The following is a 21,872-nucleotide window of genomic DNA, read 5'->3' as shown; positions in this document are numbered from 1 at the left end:
GATGGCATTCAATCACTTACCAGCAGCCATGCACGACGCCTTGGGACCATTGTCCGTCACGGCGGTGACACACTCGGTGCTGATGGCCAAGAATCACCGCCCCAGTCGACCACCCGTGAGCGGGGACTCCCGCCCCTCTCCGGCAATGATCCTCCACCGGCTCGCCGCAGGGGCGAGCCGGTCCGCGCGCATCACTCATACGGAGCACTTGCCCCCGCGTACGGGAACCCATGCCATCTGGCCGGATCGCATCCGACCAGAAGTGATCACCGCCATCCAGAAGGCCGGCATCGACCACCCGTGGGCGCATCAGGCAGCCGCTGCGGAGCACGCCCTGGACGGCGAATCCGTCGTGATCGCCACCGGAACCGCCTCCGGCAAGTCGCTCGCCTACCTCGCACCGGTCCTCAGTGCCCTGCTCGACGGCTCGGAGGCCCCCAACGGCCGCGGCGCGACCGCCCTGTATCTCGCACCCACCAAGGCCCTGGCCGCCGATCAGCGGCGTTCGGTGAAGGAACTCGCCGCGCCGCTCGCCAACGCGATCAGGCCGGCGGTCTACGACGGCGACACCCCGGTCGAGGAACGCGAGTGGGTACGTCAGTACGCCAACTACGTCCTGACCAACCCCGACATGCTGCACCGCGGGATTCTGCCGTCCCACCCCCGCTGGTCCTCCTTCCTGCGCGCCCTGCGCTTCGTCGTCATCGACGAGTGCCACACCTACCGCGGCGTCTTCGGCTCGCATGTCGCCCAGGTGGTGCGCCGGCTACGCCGCCTCTGCGCCCGCTACGGAGCCGATCCGGTCTTCCTGCTCGCCTCGGCCACCGCGGCGCAGCCCTCGGTGGCCGCAGGCCGTCTCACCGGCCTCCCTGTCAGGGAGGTCGCCGACGACGCCTCGCCCCGCGGCGAAATGGTCTTCGCCCTGTGGGAACCACCGCTGACCGAGCTGCACGGGGAGAAAGGCGCCCCCGTACGCCGTACGGCCACCGCCGAGACCGCCGACCTCCTCACCGATCTGACCGTCCAGGGCGTCCGCTCCGTCGCCTTCGTACGCTCCCGGCGCGGCGCCGAGCTCATCTCCGTCATCGCCAAGGAGCGACTCGCCGAGGTGGACCGCTCACTGCCCGCCCGGGTCGCCGCCTACCGCGGGGGATACCTCCCCGAGGAGCGCCGCGCGCTGGAGCACGCCCTGCACTCCGGCCGGCTGCTGGGCCTGGCCGCCACCACCGCCCTCGAACTCGGCATCGACGTCTCGGGCCTGGATGCCGTCGTCATCGCCGGCTATCCCGGCACCAGGGCGTCGCTGTGGCAGCAGGCCGGCCGGGCCGGACGCGCCGGGCAGGGTGCCCTGGCCATCCTGGTGGCCCGCGACGACCCGCTGGACACCTTCCTCGTCCACCACCCCGAGGCGCTGTTCCAGCAGCCTGTGGAGTCGACCGTCCTCGACCCGGACAACCCGTACGTCCTCGCCCCTCATCTGTGCGCGGCGGCCGCGGAGCTTCCGCTCACCGAGACCGACCTGGAGCTGTTCGGGCCCGCCGTGGCCGAGCTGCTGCCGCAGCTGGAGGCCGCGAAACTGCTCCGCAAGCGGGCGTCGGGCTGGCACTGGACCCGCCGTGAGCGGGCCGCCGATCTCACCGACATCCGTGGCGAGGGCGGCCGTCCGGTCCAGATCGTCGAGGAGGGAACCGGTCGGCTGCTGGGCACGGTCGATGAATCGGCCGCACACACCGCCGTCCACGAAGGAGCCGTCCACCTCCACCAGGGCCGCACCTATCTGGTCCGGAAACTGGATCTGGAGGACTCGGTCGCCCTTGTCGAGCAGGCCGACCCGCCGTACTCGACAACCGCACGGGACACCACCTCCATCGCCGTCCTGGAGACCGACACCGAGATCCCGTGGGGTGACGGGCGGCTCTGTTACGGCTCCGTCGAAGTCACCAACCAGGTCGTCTCCTTCCTGCGTCGCAAACTGATCACCGGCGAGGTCCTCGGCGAGACCAAGCTCGACCTGCCGCCCCGCACGCTGCGCACCCGAGCCGTGTGGTGGACGGTCACCCAGGACCAGCTGGACGCCGCCCGCATCAACCCGGAGATCCTGGGCGGCGCGCTGCATGCCGCCGAGCACGCGTCGATCGGAATGCTCCCGCTCTTCGCCACCTGCGACCGCTGGGACATCGGCGGTGTCTCCGTGCCGCTCCATCCGGACACGCTGCTGCCGACGGTCTTCGTGTACGACGGCCACCCCGGCGGTGCCGGATTCGCCGAGCGGGCCTTCCACACCGCCCGTGACTGGCTCAGCGCCACCCGCCAGGCCATCGCGTCCTGCGAGTGCGAGGCGGGCTGCCCGTCCTGCATCCAGTCCCCCAAGTGCGGCAACGGCAACGATCCGCTGCACAAGCGGGGCGCCGTCCGCCTCCTGGGGGAACTCCTCAGGTCCGCCCCAGCCGATCCGGGGGAGCCGGCGGAGCCGGAGAGCCCGAGCCCGGCCCCGGAGCGGTCCACGGAGAGCCCGACGGACCCGGAACGGCCTCAGGAGGGCCCGCCCGGGATCTGACCGTCGGCGTGTACGGCCCGAACCCCACCCGGGCCGTCACATCGGCGATGTCCCCCTGCACCGCACACCGCACCACCATCGCCCCCTGAGCCCCGGCCACCTCCTCGGCCGCCCGGCACGCCGCCTCCGTCCCCCGCAGGGCCCGGTCGGCGGCTGCCAGGGCCGCCAGGTCCGCCGCCCCACCGGCCCGGTGCCTGGCAACCACCACTTGTCCGAGCGCGAGCACGATCGCGAAGACCGCACACAGCGCGGCCGTGGTCATCGCCACCCACACGGTCGCCACTCCCCGATCCCCTCCCCCGCACCGGCGCGCCCCCGAGAAACACCGCACCCGCCGCACCTGCCATGCCTGCCGTATCCAGCGCCGGGCCGCCTGCCGCGAGTCGGCAGCCTCCCTCGTCACGGCGCCGCCCCCACCGTGTCCTCGGCCAGGGCTGCCGCCTCCGCGCTGAGCGTCAGGGTCAGCGGGCCGGGTCCGGGCGTCGGTGCAGCGACCCGTACCCGCCACAGCTCCCCGGCCCGTTCCAGATCGACCCGAGCCCGGTCGGGTGCCGCCGACCGGGCGGCTGCCAGGACCTGCTCCTCCGGTTCGGAGCGGGCCGCCGCCCGAGCACCGGCCCTCGCCGCATCCACGCACCGGATCTGGGCAGAGGCGGCCATCAGCGCCCAGATGAGGGCCAGGGCGAACAACGCCAGTACCGGAATCACCATGGCCGCCTCCGCCGTCACCGCGCCCCGGTCGCCTCCCCCTCCGCCGCCCCTGCCCTCGCCGCTCCCCCTCCCGGGAGGCCTCCGCTCAGAACTTCGCATCGAGCGCGTCCTTGAGAAGCGACTGCAGCGCCGACATGACAGGCGGACTGGTGACCACCTTGTAGAGCACCGCTGCGAACGCGCAGGCCGCGATCGTCCCCACCGCATATTCGGACGTCGTCATTCCGCCGTCCGAGCGGGCTCGGCGCACCATGCCCCGCACCCAGCTCCTGATTCGCCGTGCCATTTCAACCCCCGAGAATTGGTTCGATTTGATTCGAATGAATAGCTATTGCCACTCTTGTCTCAACCGGTGTGCAGCAGCCCGGTCGCCAGGCCGATGACCACAGGCGCCACCCCGACCGCAAGAAAGGCGGGCAGGAAACAGAGCCCCACCGGTGCCGTGATCAGCACGCCGGCCCGCTGGGCGCGCGCCACGGCCGCACTCGACCGTTCCGCGCGCATCGCCTCGGCCAGGCGGGAGACCGGCTCCGCCGCGGGAGCCCCGGTCGAGCCCGCTCGCTCCAGACAGCGGGCCAGTGCACCGGCGCCCGGTATCTCGCCGAACCTCCCCCAAGAGACGGCCGGTTCGCCGCCCAGCCGGATCTCCGCCGCCGTTCGCGCCAGCCGTTCGCCGACCGGACCGCCCAGCGAATCCCCCACCGCCTCGGCCGCCTCACGCGGCCCGGCTCCGGCCGAGATGCAGGCCGCCAGCAGATCGGCGGCAAGTGGGAGCTGCTGCGCGGTCTCCGCCACCTCCGCTGCGGGCACACCGGGTCCGTGCCGATGGCGTGTCCGCTGCCACCGCCAGGTGCCGTACGCGGCCGCCAGTCCGGCCGCGCACCCCAGCGGACCACCGACCAGAATCCAGCCGGTCACCACAGCGCCCAGCAGCGCAGCCAGCTCCCTGACCCGGGCCCCGCCCATCGACCTTCTGCGCCGCCGCTTCCCTGGCTCGACCGCCAGCAGCAACGCACCCCGGCGAAGCACCGTCCGCTCACGCCGCCGTCCGGCCAGCGCGAGAGCCGGATACCCGACTGCGCCCAGGACCACCCCCAGCAGACCCAACCCGTGGACAAGGTGCACAACCTCGCCTGCCACCCGACTCATGCGGCTTCCCCCGCCCGTACGATCCGGCCGGCCCAGAGGAGTCCGGCTGTCTCCAGCAGGCCGCCGACCGCCAGGCAGACCAGCCCGGCCGGACCGTGCAGGAGCACCCGCAACGGGTCGGCCCCGAGCGCCGCCCCCAGCCCCAGACCCAGCACCGGCAGCAGCGCCAGCACGGCCACCGTCGACCAGGCACCCGCCAGCTGCGCCCGTAACTCCTGCCGCCTGCGCCGCTCGGACCGCAGCGCTCCCTCCAGACGGTCCAGACCGGCCGCCAGCCCGGCCCCTCCGTCCACCGCAACCCGCCAGCACGCCGCCACCCCGGCGAGCCCTTCCAGGCCTGGCTCGCGCGCCGCCTGCCCGAGCGCCGCCGGCACATCGCCGCCGAACCGTGCGGCAGCCGACACGGCGGCCTCCGCCGCACCCATCGCGCCGGTTCCTCGCACTGCGGCCAACAGCGCCTGCCCAGGCTCCTGCCCGGCCCGCAGCTCACCCACCACCGCCGCGCACAGTGCCACCACCGCGTCAGCCCGGCGCTCCCGCTCCCGCCGCCCGGCACGTCTGCTCAGCAACCGCCGTACCAGCGGCACCGCCACCGCCCCCGCGACCACCGGCAGCGGGGACTCCCCCAGCACGGCAAGGACCAGCGCCACCGGCAGACAGAGCCACTCCCTGCGCCCCCGGAACAACCCGCCGCACCGCTCCAGCCCCCGCTCCCAGCAGCTCCGCGGCGCCGGCTCGCCCACCCCGTCGACGAACAACACCTTCGCCCGCCGCAGCCCTTGGTCCTGCCCCACCGCCAACCAGGCTGCCGCCCCCGCACACATGGCCATCGTGTATGTCGCGTACTCCGCCGCCCCCGCCGACAACCCACCGGTCACATCGCACCCCCGATCAGCGACCGCAGCCGCTCCCAGCCCCGCTCCCGGACGAAACCGTCGGCGCCCCAGCGCAGCGCGGGCACCGTCACCACCAGACCGGCCGCGTCCCGCTCCAGCACATGCGCCTCGGCGATCTTTCGCAGCCCGGCCCGGTCCCGTACGAGATGGACCACCACCGACAGCGCCGCCGCCAACTGACTGTGCAGCGCGACCCGGTCGAGTCCGGCCGCCGTGCCGAGGGCCTCCAGACGGGCAGGGACATGCTCGGCGGCATTCGCGTGGACCGTGCCGCAACCGCCCTCGTGGCCCGTGTTCAGCGCGGCCAGCAACTCCGTCACCTCGGAACCACGCACCTCCCCCACCACCAGCCGGTCCGGCCGCATCCGCAGTGCCTGACGCACCAGGTCCTGCAGGGTCACCCGGCCCGCCCCCTCCTGATTGGCAGGACGCGACTCCAGGCGCACCACATGCGGATGGTCCGGCCGCAGCTCGGCCGAGTCCTCGGCGAGCACGATCCGCTCCCGCTCCCCGACGGCGCCCAGCAGGCTCGACAGCAGCGTGGTCTTCCCCGCGCCCGTGCCACCGCTGATCAGATACGAGACCCGGGCCTCCACCAGCGCCCGCAACACCCGGTCCCCGCCGGGCGGTACGGTCCCCGCCGCAACCAGCTCCGTCAGCGAGAAGGCCCTGGGGCGCACCACCCGCAGCGACAGACACGTGGAGCCGACGGACACCGGCGGCAGTACCGCGTGCATCCGCGTCCCGTCCGGGAGCCGGGCGTCCACCCAGGGCCGGGCGTCGTCCAGCCGCCTCCCGGCGACCGCGGCGAGCCGCTGCGCCAGCCTGCGCACCGCCGGGGCGTCCCGGAAGGTCACCCCGGTGAGTTCGAGCCCACCTCCCCGGTCCACCCACACCCGGTCCGGCGCGGACACCAGCACGTCCGTGACCGCGGGATCGGCAAGCAGCGGTTCCAGGACCCCGGTGCCGACCAGTTCGCCGCGCAACTCCTCTGCGGCTCCTAGCACTTCGGCATCGCCGAGCAGCCTCCCCTGGGCGCGTAGCGCTGCCGCCACCCCGGCCGGGGTCGGTGCGGCGCCGCTCTGCGCCAGCCGCTGCCGCACAGCGTCGAGCAGTGCGTCGGTCATGACACCGCTCCCCCGGCGACGCCTCCGGCAAGTGCCCGCTCCCAGAACGCCGTACAGAACCTGGCCAGCGGGGAGCGGGCGCTGCCACCGGGCGGCGTCCCACCGTCCTGAGCGGCGAGCAGGCCCGGCTCCAGCGGGAGTTCACCGGCGAGCGGCAGCCCCAGCGCGTGCGCCACCCAGCGCTCGTCCAGACCCGCCGCGTACGGGCCGCGTGCCATCACCCTCAGATCGCCCAGGACCATCCCGGCCATCGACGCCACCCGCTTCGCGGCCGCGACCGCTCGCAACTCGCCGGGGACGACCAGCAGACCGAGGTCCAGCTGGGAAAGCGCCTCGGCCACCGACTCGTCGACCCGGCGCGGCAGATCGACGACCACCACACCACCGAGCCTGCGCGCGGCCGCCAGCACCGCCGCCATGGCAGGCGGCGGAACGACCACCCAGTCGTCGCGGCCCCAGCTCAGCACGCGCAACCCGTGCAATGCGGGCAGCGACTCCTCCAGGGCACAACCGCCCACCCGCCCCTTGGAATGGGCGAAATCCGGCCATCTCATCCCCTCGGCGCGCTCGCCACCGAGCAGCACATCGATGCCGCCGCCCAGCGGATCGCCGTCGATCAGCATGGTCCGGCGCCCGCTCCTGGCCGCGGCCACGGCCAGCGCGCAGGCCAGTGTCGACGCGCCGGCTCCGCCCCGTCCGCCGATCACTCCGACGGTGAGCGCGGGCCTGCCCACACCCTCCGCCGCGTTGGCGATCTGATCGACGAGCCAGCTCTCCGCATCGGGCAGTCGCAGCACATATTCCGCCCCGATCTCCACGCCCTGCCGCCAGACGTCCGGGGCATCCTGGTCGCGCCCCACGAGCATCACGCCCTGCCTACGCGCGACTCCACGGCAACGCGGAGCCGCGTCGTCGCCCACCAGAACCATCGGAGCCCGCTCCCATCCGCCTCTGGCTTCGGGCGGTGTGTGGTGAACCTCTGGCTCCGCTCCGGCGGCCGCGCACAGCCGCAGCAGATCGTCGAGCAGTTCCACATCCTCGGTCACGATCAGCGGTCCGCCGCTCCGCTCTTCGGCGACCGGCAGACGACCCTGTGCGATGGACTCGGCCACGATCTCCGCCCCCTTCTCCCTGCACCTTCACCGCGGTTTCGCGGCGATCTCGGAGCCTTCCGAGATCGGCGATATCCGGAACCCGCGGACTTCGCGGGTGGAATCACCGTGCAACGCTTCGGGAAATCGTGTGGATCTTGCTCAAAAACTGTGGACAACTCCACCGCTGTGAATATCTCGGTCACCCATACCGGCGACTTCCGGAGAGCAGCACTTCCGCTACACACTGTGACGAGTCATGGTGGTTCGAGAGCGCAGAAAAACGGGCCGTCGCGGCCGAGAAGGAGGCAGAATGCTTGATTCCGAGCGCCAGAAATGCGTCCGGACATGCGACGACCCCCGCCGGGGGGGGAGAGCGGGGGTCGTCCCCACGGCCGACTCGGGGGGGGAGGAGTCGGACCGGGTTAGCACGGTCGCGAACGATCCGTGACTTCCATGGTGTACCCGAGAGCCTTCTCAGGCAAACCCACGCGCCAGAGTTTACGCCGAATGGTGGGCCCCTATGCTCTGCCTTGTGGAAAACCACTCCTTGCCGCGCACAGCAGCCTTCTTTGACCTGGACAAGACGGTCATTGCGAAGTCCTCGACTCTGACCTTCAGCAAGTCCTTCTACCAAGGCGGACTGATCAACCGCCGTGCCGTACTGCGCACCGCGTACGCACAGTTCGTGTTCCTCGCCGGGGGCGCCGATCACGACCAGATGGAGCGGATGCGCGAATATCTCTCCGCGCTCTGCAAGGGCTGGAACGTCCAGCAGGTGAAGGAAATCGTCGCCGAGACCTTGCACGATCTGATCGACCCCATCATCTACGACGAGGCGGCGACCCTCATCGAGGAGCACCACACCGCCGGACGCGACGTCGTCATCGTTTCCACCTCGGGTGCAGAAGTCGTGGAGCCGATCGGCGAGCTGCTGGGAGCCGACCGGGTCGTCGCCACCCGAATGGTCGTCGGCGGCGACGGCTGTTTCACCGGCGAGGTGGAGTACTACGCATACGGGCCGACGAAGGCCGAGGCGGTCCAGGCCCTCGCCGTGTCGGAGGGATACGACCTCTCGCGCTGTTACGCCTATAGCGATTCCGCGACCGATGTACCGATGCTGGAGGCCGTCGGCCACCCGCACGCAGTCAATCCGGACCGCGCGCTGCGGCGTGAAGCAGCCCTCCGCGAATGGCCGATTCTCGTCTTCGATCGCCCGGTTCGACTCAAGCAGCGGCTGCCCACCTTCTCGATGCCACCCCGCCCGGCGCTCGTGGCCGCCGCGGCAGTGGGCGCAGCAGCCGTCACCGCGGGACTCGTCTGGTACAGCTCGCGCCGACGCGCGGCCGCGACTACCGCCTGACGCCCGGCAGCCGCGTGCACGCACCGGGAGACCTCGGCCCTCGCCACGCGAGGGCCGCCACCCGGGTCACCGCCCACCGCTACCCGGAGTCTGCCTCCGGACAGCGGCTCCGGTCCTCGCCGAACGGCTCAGCCATACGCCGGATCACGGCTCCGACCAGCATGTTCTGATCGTCCATATTTGAACCCAAAAGTAAAGAAGCATGGCCAGCACTACCGCTTACCCCATGTGTGGAGTACAAAGGAGTCAACGGCCCGCGAGACCAAGGACATCCGAGAGGATTACCTGTAACGCAGAGAAGGCCCCACGGACCGAGCATGAAAACCGAGCACCCACGCGACGTCGACCCGTCGATTACGGGCCAGCCGCACCAGGTAACGGGCTGAGTTCCCGACCTGATGGGCATGTATCGAGGACGCATGGTAACTGGGTGGACGTGCCAGCGGCGGTACCGAGGACGGTACCGCCGCAACCCTTTGATCGGGCAGTGAAGTCAGCAGTCGGGTTGGGGAGTTGACGGCCGAGCTGACCGATGATCCCCCGGGCCGGCGCTAAGCGGCCCCGCGCTGCAGCGCCTCACAGACCGCCGTCGACTCCCTGACACCGAGTTCCACCGCGCGCCCGCAGTGCGCGATCCAGGCCGCCATGCCGTCCGGTGTACCCGACAGATAGCCCTCGAACGCCGCGACGTACGCCGCCCGGCCCTGTTCCGCATGGCCGACCTCGGCGGGGCAGATGGACTTCGGGTCCAGCCCGCTTCCGATCAGCACGATCCGCTCGGCGGTCCGCGCGACCAGCCCGTTGTACGAGCCGAAGGGGCGCAGCGCCAGCAGTTCGCCGTGCACGACGGCGGCGGTCACCAACGCGGGCGCCGCGCTCCCCGCAAGGATCAGTCCGGAGAGACCTTCCAGCCGCCCGGCGACCTCGTCCGCTCCGGGCAGCGGCGCCTCGATCAGCGGCTCGTCCACCGGCTCGCCCGCCAGCCGAGGCCGCCCGACCGCCTCGTCGGGCGCGGCCCCGCCGGCCGCCACCAGATGCAGCCGAGCAAGGACCCGCAGCGGCGACTGCCGCCAGATGGAGAGCAGTTGACCTGCTTCCGCAGTGAGCCGGAGGGCGGCTCCGATCACCTGCGACTCGTCGTCACCACTGAAGTCGGTGCGCCGACGCACCTCCTCGAGGTTCCAGTCGGCACCGGAGAGCGCGGCGGAGCCACGGGCGCCGCGCAGCGCCGCCTCCGCGGTGACCTCGTTACTGCGGCGCCGCATGACTCGGTGACCGTAGACGCGGTCGACGGCCTTGCGTACGGAGTCCACCGCGTCGGCGACCCCCGGCAGGGCGCCCAGGGTGGCGAGCGGGTCTGGGGCAGTCGTACTCATAGGTAGCGAGGCTACGCGCCCCCTACACCCATACCGCCCCGGAGTGGCCTTCTTCACGAAGTTCGACAGCGGAGCGCAGTTGTGCCGCTACCCTAGGTGAACATGAAGATCGCTTTCGTAGGGAAGGGCGGCAGCGGCAAGACCACGCTGTCCTCGCTCTTCATCCGCCACCTTGCCGCCAATGAAGCCCATGTCGTCGCGGTGGACGCCGACATCAACCAGCATCTGGGAGCCGCACTCGGCCTCGATGACGAGGAGGCGGCGACGCTGCCGGCCATGGGCGCGCAACTGCCGCTGATCAAGGAGTATCTGCGGGGCAGCAACTCCCGTATCGCCTCCGTAGAGACGATGATCAAGACGACTCCGCCCGGCGAGGGCTCTCGGCTGCTGCGCGTCCGCGAGGACAACCCGGTCTACGACGCGTGCGCCCGCACGATCACGTTGGACGACGGGGACATCCGGCTGATGACCACCGGACCGTTCACCGAATCGGATCTGGGGGTGGCGTGCTACCACTCCAAGGTCGGCGCGGTCGAGCTCTGCCTCAACCATCTCGTCGACGGCCCCGACGAGTACGTGGTCGTCGACATGACCGCGGGTTCGGACTCCTTCGCGTCAGGAATGTTCACCCGCTTCGACATGACGTTCCTGGTTGCTGAGCCGACCCGCAAGGGCGTCTCGGTCTACCGCCAGTACAAGGAGTACGCACGGGACTTCGGGGTCGCCCTGAAGGTCGTCGGCAACAAGGTGCAGGGCCAGGACGACCTGGACTTCCTGCGGGCCGAGGTCGGCGACGACCTGCTGGTCAGCGTCGGTCACTCCGACTGGGTGCGGGCGATGGAAAAAGGTCGGCCGGCCCGCTTCGAGCTGCTGGAGGCGGACAACCGGATGGCCCTGCAGGCCCTGCAGGACGCGGCGGAGGATTCGTACGGGCAGCGCGACTGGGAGCGCTACACGCGACAGATGGTGCACTTCCATCTGAAGAACGCAGAGAGCTGGGGCAACGAGAAGACGGGCGCCGACCTGGCTGCTCAGGTCGACCCCTCCTTCGTGCTCGACGAGCGGAGTGCGCGGGCCGGCGCCGCTCAGCCCGTGTGAGACTCCGCGCCCCTCGATCACTCGGCCCCCTGATCCGGCCGGCCCTCGATCTGTGATCCAGCCGGTCGCCCACGACCAGGCGACCGGCGCAGTGACGGGGCCGGACACCCCCTGGCTCTGCGCCCGCTTCCCGTCGCGCTCGTCCGGGCTCAGGGGCGAGTCGGACGGCCCACCCATCCCCACACCCCTCCACCCCCTCCCTCCCCACACCCCTCCCAACGGTGTCTCACCGACGCCGAGTACGCCTCACCCGCGCCGCCCCGAGAGAACACCCCGTATTCCGGCAGCTTCTGAGCGGACGGCAGACGCCCCGACCGCGGCCGCTTCGGCCGACTTCCGGTGAAGGCGGTGGAGCCGTCGCCGGCGACGCGGATGTGCCCGCCGAGGGCGACTTCGGGCACATTCCGCTCGAGCCCGCAGCCCTCTCGCGGCCGCCACCATCCACACTCCGTTCCCTTTGGGATATTTTGTACGGAATCTCCCGACGTGGCGCAGCCACGTTCGCAAGCGGCCCAGAAAGTGGTGCCGTGACAGATCTGATTTAAAGCTGCCTATTCACTTGAAAGAGTGACCCAATGGCCCATTTGCTCTAAATCATGGACACAAATCTTTACTCTCCATTACGATTCATTTACCGAGAGTTGAGAAATCCCGCCGCTGCACGCCGTGACCCACGGCCGCGTCCCCACGTTCCGCGACCGCGCTGCCCCGGAGGAGACGGGAACATGTCTGCTTGCGTCCGCATCCGTCATGACCACACAGCCCACACTTCGCCGTCTTCCCGCGCCTCGGGAATCAAGCGACCTCATAGCCCGCCACCGCCGCGCCGCGGCGGACGATTCCGCATCGCGGGCGCCGACCTGTCCGCGTCCATCACTGTCTTTCTCATCGCCGTCCCCATGTCGCTCGGCCTGGCCGTCGCCATGGATGCCCCGCTGGAAGCCGGACTCATCTCCGCCGCGGTCGGCGGCATCGTCGCCGGACTGCTCGGCGGCACTCCCCTCCAGGTCAGCGGCCCGTCCGCCGGTCTGACCGTGGTCACGGCCGAGTTGATCCAGATCTACGGCTGGCGCACCACCTGCGCGATCACCATCGGCGCCGGACTTCTGCAGATCCTGCTGGGCTCGCTACGAGCCGCGCGCGGCGCCCTAGCTGTCAGCCCCGCCATCGTGCACGGCACCCTCGCCGGTATCGGCGTGGCCATCGCGCTCGCCCAGTTGCACATCGTGCTCGGCGCCTCGCCCCAGAGTTCGGCAGCCGCCAACGCCCTGGCACTTCCGGAGCAGTTGGGCCGGACGAGCCCGGCCGCGCCGCTGATCGGTGCACTGACCATCGCCGTACTGGTGGTGTGGCCGCGGCTCCCCGGGCGGATCGGGCGAGCGGTGCGACGACTGCCTGCGGCCCTCGCCTCGGTGGCGATCGCAACGGCGGTGGCCGCGGTCGCGGCGCCCGGGATCGCCCGGGTCGACCTGCCTTCCTGGCGCTCGCACGCCCTGCCCGAGCTGCCGCAGGGCCCTGTCCTGGCCCTGGCCACCGCCGTGTTGACGGTGCTGCTGGTGGCCAGCCTCGAATCACTGCTCGCCGCTGTGGCGGTGGACAAGCTGACCGCCGACCGCGCCGGCGGCCGAACCGCCGATTCCAGCCCTCCGGCCCCGGATGCCCCCGCCGCGCCGCGGGTCCAGCGCTCCGATCTCGACCGCGAACTGCGCGGCCAGGGCATCGCCAACGTACTGGCCGGCTTGCTCGGCGGGCTGCCGGTGTCAGGTGGCGCGGTGCGGAGTTCGGCGAACGTACGGGCCGGGGCCACCGGCCGGGCCGCCACCGTGCTGCACGGCGTCTGGGTGCTGCTTGCCGCCGGACTGCTGGTCACAGCTCTGGAGTGGATCCCGCTGGCCGCGCTCGCCGCGCTGGTGATGGTGGTCGGCTTCCAGATGGTGAACTACGCCCACATCCGTAATGTCCACAAGCATCGTGAATTCCTGGTGTACGGGGCGACGATCACCGGCGTGGTGCTCTTCGGCGTGCTCGAGGGTGTCGCCATCGGCATCGCCGTGGCCGTGGCCGTCGCCCTGCACCGGCTGGCCCGCACCAGGATCACGGTGACCGATCAGGGCGGCCAGCATCTGGTCGTCGTACGAGGGCAGCTGACGTTCCTCGCGGTACCGCGGCTCAGCCGGGCGCTCGGCCAGTTGCCCCGAGGCGGGGACGCGGTGGTCGAGTTGGACGGCTTCTTCATGGACCACGCGGCGTACGAGACGATCCAGGACTGGAGCGATGCCCAGACCGCGCAGGGCGGCCACGTCGTCTTCACCGGCAGATCCGGTGGCCGGATCGCCGAGCCCGCCTCGGCGGCCCACTCCTGCTGTCGCCCCTGGACACCGTGGCGCAACCATCACTGCCACGACCGGCCCGACCGGTCCGGCCAGCCGGTCGACGCCCGCCGTGCCGCCGCCACCGGGGCGGCCTTCGCTCTTGAGGAAAACCCCCGCGCCGACCAGGGACCCGCAGGCTCAGCCGGCGCCGAGGCCGATGCCAGGGCGGTCGATGCGGCCGATGCCGCCGACGCCGCAGCCGGCTCCACCGGCCGGTCCGACACTCCTGGCGATGGAGCCGCCGTGCCGCGTCGGACCGGTGCGCATCGGCTGGCCAGCGGGCTCAGTTCGTTTCAGCGCAATACGGCTCCACTGGTGCGGGACGAGCTGGCCCGGCTGGCCCGCGAGGGGCAGCGTCCCTCCCAGCTCTTCATCACCTGCGCGGACTCCCGCCTGGTCACCAGCATGATCACGGCGAGCGGACCGGGCGACCTGTTCACCGTTCGGAACGTCGGCAACCTCGTGCCCCCGCCGGGCGCGGAGGCCGGTGACGACTCGGTGGGCGCCGCGATCGAGTACGCGGTGGATGTGCTCAAGGTCGAGTCCATTACCGTCTGCGGCCACTCCGGCTGCGGCGCGATGCAGGCGCTGATGGGCACCAGGCCGGACACTCCTCGGACATCACTGTGGCGCTGGTTGCGGCACGGCCTGCCGAGCTTGGAACGGATGACGTCCCGGCATCATGCCTGGGCGCGGATCTCCGGCCGGCTGCCCGCCGATGAGGTCGAGCAGCTCTGCCTCACCAACGTGGTCCAGCAGTTGGACCATCTGCGGGCCCATGAATCGGTGGCGCGGCGACTGGCCGAGGGTGCGCTCCAGTTGCACGGGATGTACTTCCATGTCGGCGAGGCGCAGGCTTATCTGCTGGCCGAGGGCGCGAGCGCCGGTAGCGGAGTCGACGAGGTCTTCGACCGGGTTGGCCCCTGCGACCCGAACCACTCCCACCCGTACGACATCACCGACCTCAGTGATCCCACCAGTCTCACCGCCCTTGGTGATCCGGGTGATCACGCCGCTGTTTCGGTCCCCACCGGCGCCGCCGGCCCGGCCGATCCGACTGGTTCCGGCGAGTTGGAACGTACGAGCGCCTGAACCACGCACACCTGAACCACGTGCGCCCCGGGTCCGTGAGACCTTGTGATCGTTCCTCCATACACGAAACACAGGTCTAAACCAATTTCCGGCAGACACTTGTCACCCGGCCTTGGGCCTGATGAGCTATGCCCCGGGACACAACGGACACCCTGGGAATGGGAGATGTCGTGAGCAACGAAAGCTTGGCCAATCTGCTTCGGGAAGATCGCCGGTTCGCACCACCCGCCGATCTGGCCGCCGACGCCAACGTCACAGCCGAGGCGTACGAGCAGGCCGAGGCGGATCGGCTGGGCTTCTGGGCCGAGCAGGCCCGGCGCCTGACCTGGGCCACGGAGCCGACCGAGACGCTCGACTGGAGCAACCCGCCCTTCGCCAAATGGTTCGCGGACGGCAAGCTCAACGTCGCGTACAACTGCGTGGACCGTCACGTCGAAGCGGGCCACGGCGACCGTGTCGCCATCCACTTCGAGGGCGAGCCCGGTGACAGCCGCGCAATCACCTACGCGGAACTGAAGGACGAGGTCTCCCGCGCCGCCAACGCCCTCGCCGAGCTCGGTGTCGGCAAGGGCGACCGGGTCGCCGTCTATCTGCCGATGATCCCCGAGGCCGCCGTCGCGATGCTGGCCTGCGCCCGCATCGGCGCCGCACACTCGGTGGTCTTCGGCGGCTTCTCCGCCGACGCCATCGCCGCCCGCATCCAGGACGCGGACGCCAAGGTCGTCATCACCGCCGACGGTGGCTACCGCCGGGGCAAGCCGTCCGCGCTGAAGCCCGCCGTGGACGACGCCGTCTCCCGTTTCGACACCGTCGAGCACGTCCTCGTGGTGCGGCGCACCGGCCAGGACACCCCGTGGACCGAGGGGCGCGACGTCTGGTGGCACGAGATCACCGGCCGCCAGTCCGCCGACCACACCCCCGAGGCGTTCGACGCCGAGCATCCGCTCTTCATCCTCTACACGTCGGGGACGACGGGTAAGCCGAAGGGCATCCTGCACACCTCCGGCGGCTACCTCACGCAGGCGGCGTACACCCACCACGCGGTCTTCGACCTCAAGCCGGAGACCGACGTCTACTGGTGCACCGCCGATATCGGCTGGGTGACCGGGCACTCGTACATCGTGTACGGACCGCTGGCCAACGGCGCGACGCAGGTGATGTACGAGGGCACGCCCGACACCCCTCACCAGGGGCGCTTCTGGGAGATCATCCAGAAGTACGGCGTCACGATCCTCTACACCGCGCCGACCGCGATCCGTACGTTCATGAAGTGGGGCGACGACATCCCCGCCAAGTTCGACCTGTCGTCGCTGAGGATTCTCGGTTCGGTCGGTGAGCCGATCAACCCCGAGGCGTGGATCTGGTACCGCAAGCACATCGGCGCCGACAAGTGCCCGATCGTGGACACCTGGTGGCAGACCGAGACGGGCGCGATGATGATCTCGCCGCTTCCCGGTGTCACGGAGACCAAGCCCGGTTCGGCCCAGCGGGCCCTGCCCGGTATCTCCGCCACCGTCGTCGACGACGAGGCCAACGAGGTGGCGAACGGTGGGGGCGGCTACCTCGTCCTCACCGAGCCGTGGCCGTCGATGCTCCGCACCATCTGGGGCGACGACCAGCGCTTCATCGACACCTACTGGTCGCGCTTCGAAGGCAAGTACTTCGCGGGCGACGGCGCCAAGAAGGACGAGGACGGCGACATCTGGCTGCTCGGCCGGGTCGACGACGTGATGCTCGTGTCCGGGCACAACATCTCGACCACCGAGGTGGAGTCGGCTCTCGTGTCCCACCCGTCGGTCGCCGAGGCCGCCGTGGTCGGCGCGGCCGACGAGACGACGGGCCAGGCCATTGTCGCGTTCGTGATACTGCGTGGTTCGGCATCCGCCTCCGACAGCCTCGTCGCCGATCTGCGCAACCACGTCGGCGCCACGCTCGGCCCGATCGCCAAGCCCAAGCGGATCCTGCCGGTCGCCGAGCTGCCGAAGACCCGTTCCGGCAAGATCATGCGCCGCCTGCTGCGCGATGTCGCGGAGAACCGCGAGCTGGGAGATGTCACCACGCTCACCGACTCCTCGGTCATGGACCTCATCCAGACGCAGCTGCCGTCGTCGTCCTCCGAGGACTGAGAGGCACCGGACGCGAGCAGATCCGACCCCGAGGGGCATCCGGCAACGCGCCGGGTGCCCCTCGGGCATTTAAAGTGAAGATCACCGGATTCGGCCCCGCACACCCCGGGTACAGTGGCAGCTGCATCAACAACTCATCAATAAATCTCCACAGGGTGTGCCGGGAAGTCTGGTCGGCAAGTGCATCAGCCATGCCATTGCTGCCGTACCGACCCGGAGGTCTCCACTCGTGGCCGCGCCCGCCCCCACACCCCCCTCTCCGTCCCGCCGCACCTTTCTCGGGCGTCTCTCCCTCCCCGAGCGGAACTACCTCGCTGACGCGCTGCGCACCGAGACCGTCGGCGGGGTCATCCTGCTGGTGGCGGCTGTCGCCGCGCTGACCTGGGCGAACACGCTCGGGTCCAGCTACCGGGCCATCAGCGACTTCCACCTCGGGCCGCAGTCCCTGGGGCTGAACCTCTCCATGCAGCACTGGGCGGCGGACGGGCTGCTCGCGATCTTCTTCTTCGTCGCGGGTGTCGAGCTCAAGCGAGAACTGGTGGCGGGTGACCTGCGCGACCCCAAGGCGGCCGTCCTGCCGGTCATCGCCGCCGTCTGCGGTATGGCCGCGCCGGCCATCGTCTACACGCTGGTGACCGTGGTCGGCGGCGGTTCCACGGACGGCTGGGCCGTCCCGACCGCCACCGACATCGCCTTCGCGCTCGCCGTCCTCGCGGTCATCGGTACCTCGCTGCCGTCCGCGCTCCGCGCCTTCCTGCTCACCCTTGCCGTCGTCGACGACCTCTTCGCGATCCTGATCATCGCCATCTTCTTCACCGAGCACATCGACTTCATGGCGCTCATCGGCGCCGTCGTCGGCCTCGCCGTCTTCTACCTGCTGCTGCGCAAGAACGTGCGCGGCTGGTACGTCTACGTACCGCTCGCCCTGGTCATCTGGGGGCTGATGTACAACAGCGGCGTCCACGCCACCATCGCCGGTGTCGCCATGGGCCTGATGCTGCGCTGCACCCGGCGCCAGGGCGAGCAGCACTCCCCCGGCGAGCACATCGAACACCTGATACGCCCGCTGTCGGCCGGTCTCGCCGTGCCGTTGTTCGCGCTCTTCTCGGCGGGGGTCCCGCTCTCCGGCCACGCGCTGGCGGGAGTCTTCACCCGGCCCGAGACGCTCGGTGTCGTACTGGGGCTCGTCGCCGGCAAGACGATCGGCATCTTCGGCGGTACCTGGCTGGCCGCCCGCTTCACCAAGGCGGAGCTGAACAAGGACCTGGCATGGGCGGACGTATTCGCAGTCGCCTCGCTCGCCGGGATCGGCTTCACCGTGTCGCTGCTCATCGGCGAGCTCGCATTCGAGGGGAACGCCACCCTCACCAACGAGATCAAGGCCGCGGTGCTGACGGGCTCCCTGATCGCGGCCGTGTTCTCCGGTGCATTGCTCAAACTCCGGGTACGCAGATACCGAACGCTCTACGAGGCGGAGGAGCTCGACGAGGACCAGGACGGCGTTCCCGACATCTACGAACAGGACGATCCGGCGTACCACCTTCGGATGGCCGCGATCCACGAGAAGAAGGCTGCGGAACACCGCCGCCTTGCCGAACTGGCGGGGGCAGCGAGCAGCAAGCCGGACAGTCCGGCATGATCTGACACCAGATGTGTCGAGCAGGAGCAGAAGAGGGAGTCAGGGATGAGCGACCCCGGCAACTACGCGGGCAGCGCCGACCGCAGTCTCGGGCAGCTGGTCGCCTCGGCGACGGCCGAGGTGTCCGCACTGGTGCACGACGAGATCGCCCTGGCCAAGGCAGAGATGCGGCAGGACGTCAAGCGGGGTGTGGCCGGCAGCGTGGCGTTCATCGTCGCAGGCGTGCTCATTCTGTTCGCGCTGCCCGTGCTGAGCTTCGCGGCGGCGTACGGAATCCACAATCTTGGACTCGGGCTCGCCTGGTCGTTCCTGATCGTCGGCGCCGCGTTCATCGTGCTGGCGATCCTGCTCGCGCTGATCGCCATCGCCAAGTTCAAGAAGGTCAAGCCGCCGGAGAAGTCCATCGCCTCGGCCAAGCAGACGGCGTCCGTGCTGCAGGGCGTCAAGCCGCATCCGCGGCCCGCCGTCACCGCGGGTGCGAGCCGTCCGGCCGTCACATCCTCGAGCAGCACCCCGGCGAACAAGGCCCTGGCGAAGTCCGCGGTCCAGGACAAGGCGTCCGCTGTGGCACGCTCGTCCGCATGACCGTCCCCGATTCCAGCGCATTCGGCCCCACAGGCCCCGGCTCAGGCAGTCCCGTACGCCTCGACGGCCCCTGGACCCACCGCGACGTTGCGGCCAACGGGGCACGCTTCCACATCGCCGAGCTGGGGGACGGGCCGCTCGTACTGCTGCTGCACGGCTTCCCGCAGTTCTGGTGGACCTGGCGCCATCAGCTGACCGCGCTCGCCGACGCCGGCTTCCGTGCCGTCGCGATGGATCTGCGCGGGGTGGGTGGCAGCGACCGTACGCCTCGGGGTTACGACCCCGCCAACCTCGCCCTCGACATCACCGGCGTGATCCGCTCGCTCGGCGAGCCGGACGCCGCGCTGGTCGGCCACGACATGGGCGGCTACCTCGCCTGGACCGCCGCGGTGATGCGGCCGAAGCTGGTGCGCCGGCTGGCAGTCTCCTCGATGCCGCACCCGCGCCGTTGGCGGTCCTCCATGCTCTCCGACTTCGCACAGTCCCGGGCGGGCTCGTACATCTGGGGCTTCCAGCGTCCATGGGTGCCGGAGCGCCAGCTCGTCGCGGACGACGCGGCGTTGGTCGGCCGGCTGATCCGCGACTGGTCGGGGCCGCGGACTGCGGAGTTCCCCGACGACGCGGCGCTGGACGTCTACCGGCGCGCGATGTGCATCCCGTCGACGGCGCACTGCTCGATCGAGCCGTACCGCTGGATGGTGCGGTCCATGGCGCGTCCGGACGGCATCCAGTTCAACCGCAGGATGAAGCGCCCGGTGCGGGTTCCCACGCTGCATCTGCACGGTTCGCTCGATCCGGCGGTCCGTACGCGGAGTGCGGCAGGGTCCGGCCAGTACGTCGAAGCGCCTTACCGTTGGCGACTTTTCGATGGTCTGGGACACTTCCCGCACGAGGAGGATCCGGTCGGTTTCTCGACCGAACTCATCAACTGGCTCAAGGATCCTGAGCCGGACCGGTAGCCCCGCGACCGCCGCTGCGAGCGGCCGGGGCCGGTGACCCGGCGCGGTCAACCGGTGGCTGGAAGAGCACAGTTGTCCGACGAACAGCCAATTGCCTGGCGCATAGGCCAATTGGCTGACGCATGGGCGATTACCGACCATGAGGCACGGGCAGACGTCGGGGTATGGGCTGGACGCACGACTTCGGTGACGCAGCACGCAATCGACGCTCGACCGCTACGGCGGATCCGAGCACTCATGAGGGGGACGGCCCCCAGGGCCGGGTGCGCAGTGCGCATGATCTGCATGATCTGCAGCTGGGCATTCCGCGCATCCTCCGCCGCCGGGCCCGCTGGGTCTCGGCGCGGCTGAGGCATCCCCGCGGATGACCCGCCCCTCACCCGATCACGCGGAGCGAGGACTCCAGGGGGTGGGTTCGGGACAGCTGCCCCGTACCCACCCACGCTCTCCGCGACCTACAGCGCGCACGCCTGGCTGTCGACCTGCTGGTTGGCGGTGCGCCCGGTCGTGATGTCCTGGCGGATCTCGTCGGCCGTCAGGGCGTAGCCCGTCTGGGGGTCGTCCAGCGACTTGGCGAACACGACTCCGAACACCTTGCCGTCAGGGGTCAGCAGCGGTCCGCCGGAGTTGCCCTGACGGACCGTCGCGTAGAGCGAGTACACGTCGCGGCGGACCGTGCCCCGGTGGTAGATGTCCGGGCCGTTGGCGTCGATGCGGCCGCGGACACGTGCGGCACGTACGTCGTACGAGCCGTTCTCCGGGAAGCCCGCGACGATGGCGCTGTTCCCCGAGGCCGCGTCGTGGTTGGTGTCGGTGAACTTCAGCGGCTTCGCGTCGAGGCCCGGGACGTCGAGTACGGCGATGTCGCGCCGCCAGTCGTAGAGGACGACCTTCGCGTCGTACAGCCGCCCCTGGCCGCCGATCTGGACCGTCGGCTCGTCGACGCCGCCGACGACATGCGCGTTGGTCATCACCCGGCGGTCGGAGAAGACGAAGCCGGTGCCTTCGAGAACCTTGCCGCAGCTCGGAGCCGTACCGACGACCTTGACGATGGACTGCTTGGCGCGCGTCGCGACCGGGCTGCCGGCCAGAGCCGGATCCGGGGCCCTGACCTCGGTGATCGGCTCGTTGGCGAAGGGGCTGAAGACCTGCGGGAAGCCGTTCTGCGCAAGGACCGAGGAGAAGTCCGTGAACCAGGTGGAGGCCTGGGAGGGCATCACCCGCGAGACGCCCAGCAGCACCGAGGAGTTACGGACCTCCTTGCCCAGCGTCGGCAGCGACGTGCCCGCGAGGGCTGACCCGATCAGCCACGCGACCAGCAGCATCGCGACCACGTTGACCAGCGCGCCGCCGGTCGCGTCGAGAGCGCGCGCAGGCGACCACGTGATGTAGCGGCGGAGTTTGTTACCGAGATGCGTAGTGAAGGCCTGGCCGACGGACGCGCACACGATCACGATTATTACTGCGACGACTGCGGCAGTCGAGGAGACTTCCGAGCTGTCAGTCAATTGGTCCCACAGAATCGGCAGCAGATAGACGGCGACAAGACCGCCGCCGAGAAACCCGATCACCGAGAGGATGCCGACGACGAAGCCCTGGCGGTAGCCGATCACTGCGAACCACACGGCGCCGGCCAGCAGCAGGATGTCCAGCACGTTCACCGTCTATTGCCCTCGCAGATTCGTCGCCGGACCCGTTCGTTCGGCTGAGGCCGGGCGGGCCCGAAAGGGC

17 protein-coding genes and 1 pseudogene are annotated in these 21,872 nt (G+C 70.3%); 9 read left to right on the top strand and 9 right to left on the bottom strand.

The window, feature by feature from the left end:
- The first annotated feature begins 1 nt into the window (after position 1).
- On the top strand, positions 2-2,557 hold the full coding sequence (locus OG963_RS25135) for a DEAD/DEAH box helicase (RefSeq protein WP_371799476.1): 2,556 nt from the start codon (positions 2-4) through the stop codon (positions 2,555-2,557).
- Between the two features lie 40 nt (positions 2,558-2,597).
- On the opposite strand, the pseudogene OG963_RS25130 reads toward OG963_RS25135, so the two are convergent.
- The 7 genes and pseudogenes from OG963_RS25130 to ssd form a co-directional block, all read right to left on the bottom strand.
- Positions 2,598-2,819: pseudogene (locus OG963_RS25130) on the bottom strand (Rv3654c family TadE-like protein); the annotation flags it as partial.
- A gap of 137 nt (positions 2,820-2,956) precedes the next feature.
- Positions 2,957-3,367, bottom strand: coding sequence for a TadE family type IV pilus minor pilin (locus OG963_RS25125; RefSeq protein ID WP_093777938.1), 411 nt, complete (start codon positions 3,365-3,367; stop codon positions 2,957-2,959).
- Positions 3,354-3,554 carry a DUF4244 domain-containing protein gene (locus OG963_RS25120; RefSeq protein WP_093777940.1) on the bottom strand — a complete coding sequence of 67 codons (201 nt, stop codon included), beginning with the start codon at positions 3,552-3,554 and terminating at the stop codon, positions 3,354-3,356. The genes OG963_RS25125 and OG963_RS25120 overlap by 14 nt, the downstream gene beginning before the upstream one ends.
- 59 nt (positions 3,555-3,613) lie before the next feature.
- Complete coding sequence (locus OG963_RS25115; protein ID WP_319330126.1) at positions 3,614-4,417, bottom strand: type II secretion system F family protein; 804 nt, start codon at positions 4,415-4,417, stop codon at positions 3,614-3,616.
- Positions 4,414-5,295: a type II secretion system F family protein gene (locus OG963_RS25110; RefSeq protein ID WP_371799475.1), complete on the bottom strand. Its 882-nt coding sequence runs from the start codon at positions 5,293-5,295 to the stop codon at positions 4,414-4,416. The genes OG963_RS25115 and OG963_RS25110 overlap by 4 nt, the downstream gene beginning before the upstream one ends.
- Entirely contained in the window at positions 5,292-6,440 is a 1,149-nt protein-coding gene (locus tag OG963_RS25105) for a TadA family conjugal transfer-associated ATPase (RefSeq protein WP_319740005.1), read from the bottom strand. The genes OG963_RS25110 and OG963_RS25105 overlap by 4 nt, the downstream gene beginning before the upstream one ends.
- The gene (ssd, locus tag OG963_RS25100; RefSeq protein ID WP_177309375.1) at positions 6,437-7,486 is read right to left on the bottom strand and encodes a septum site-determining protein Ssd; all 1,050 of its coding nucleotides are present in this window, start codon (positions 7,484-7,486) and stop codon (positions 6,437-6,439) included. Before ssd ends, OG963_RS25105 begins: the two co-directional genes overlap by 4 nt.
- A 568-nt stretch (positions 7,487-8,054) precedes the next feature.
- On the opposite strand from ssd, the gene OG963_RS25095 reads away from it, so the two are divergent.
- A complete protein-coding gene (locus OG963_RS25095; protein WP_093931277.1) occupies positions 8,055-8,894 on the top strand; it encodes an HAD family phosphatase in 840 nt (279 codons plus the stop codon).
- A gap of 551 nt (positions 8,895-9,445) precedes the next feature.
- On the opposite strand, the gene OG963_RS25090 is transcribed toward OG963_RS25095, so the two are convergent.
- Positions 9,446-10,270, bottom strand: a complete 825-nt coding sequence (locus OG963_RS25090) for an oxidoreductase (protein ID WP_093777948.1) — start codon at positions 10,268-10,270, stop codon at positions 9,446-9,448.
- Between the two features lie 102 nt (positions 10,271-10,372).
- On the opposite strand from OG963_RS25090, the gene OG963_RS25085 reads away from it, so the two are divergent.
- The 7 genes from OG963_RS25085 (at position 10,373) to OG963_RS25055 (ending at position 20,509) form a co-directional block, all read left to right on the top strand.
- Complete coding sequence (locus tag OG963_RS25085) at positions 10,373-11,368, top strand: ATP-binding protein (protein WP_030925133.1); 996 nt, start codon at positions 10,373-10,375, stop codon at positions 11,366-11,368.
- Positions 11,369-12,093: 725 nt separating this feature from the next.
- Complete coding sequence (locus OG963_RS25080) at positions 12,094-14,832, top strand: bifunctional SulP family inorganic anion transporter/carbonic anhydrase (RefSeq protein WP_371799474.1); 2,739 nt, start codon at positions 12,094-12,096, stop codon at positions 14,830-14,832.
- A 128-nt stretch (positions 14,833-14,960) separates the two neighbouring features.
- On the top strand, positions 14,961-16,958 hold the full coding sequence (gene acs, locus OG963_RS25075; protein ID WP_093777952.1) for an acetate--CoA ligase: 1,998 nt from the start codon (positions 14,961-14,963) through the stop codon (positions 16,956-16,958).
- 229 nt (positions 16,959-17,187) lie between these two features.
- Positions 17,188-18,597 carry a Na+/H+ antiporter NhaA gene (gene nhaA, locus OG963_RS25070; RefSeq protein WP_093931280.1) on the top strand — a complete coding sequence of 470 codons (1,410 nt, stop codon included), beginning with the start codon at positions 17,188-17,190 and terminating at the stop codon, positions 18,595-18,597.
- A 45-nt stretch (positions 18,598-18,642) separates the two neighbouring features.
- Entirely contained in the window at positions 18,643-19,182 is a 540-nt protein-coding gene (locus OG963_RS25065) for a phage holin family protein (RefSeq protein ID WP_093777956.1), read from the top strand.
- On the top strand, positions 19,179-20,141 hold the full coding sequence (locus OG963_RS25060; protein ID WP_093777958.1) for an alpha/beta fold hydrolase: 963 nt from the start codon (positions 19,179-19,181) through the stop codon (positions 20,139-20,141). The genes OG963_RS25065 and OG963_RS25060 overlap by 4 nt, the downstream gene beginning before the upstream one ends.
- A gap of 164 nt (positions 20,142-20,305) precedes the next feature.
- On the top strand, positions 20,306-20,509 hold the full coding sequence (locus tag OG963_RS25055; RefSeq protein ID WP_078878972.1) for a hypothetical protein: 204 nt from the start codon (positions 20,306-20,308) through the stop codon (positions 20,507-20,509).
- An 87-nt stretch (positions 20,510-20,596) separates the two neighbouring features.
- On the opposite strand, the gene OG963_RS25050 is transcribed toward OG963_RS25055, so the two are convergent.
- Complete coding sequence (locus tag OG963_RS25050; RefSeq protein ID WP_030925120.1) at positions 20,597-21,802, bottom strand: MarP family serine protease; 1,206 nt, start codon at positions 21,800-21,802, stop codon at positions 20,597-20,599.
- Between the last annotated feature and the right edge of the window lie 70 nt (positions 21,803-21,872).

Source organism: Streptomyces sp. NBC_01707, assembly GCF_041438805.1.
GTDB lineage: Bacteria > Actinomycetota > Actinomycetes > Streptomycetales > Streptomycetaceae > Streptomyces.
This window is presented reverse-complemented; position numbering and strand designations above follow the sequence as displayed.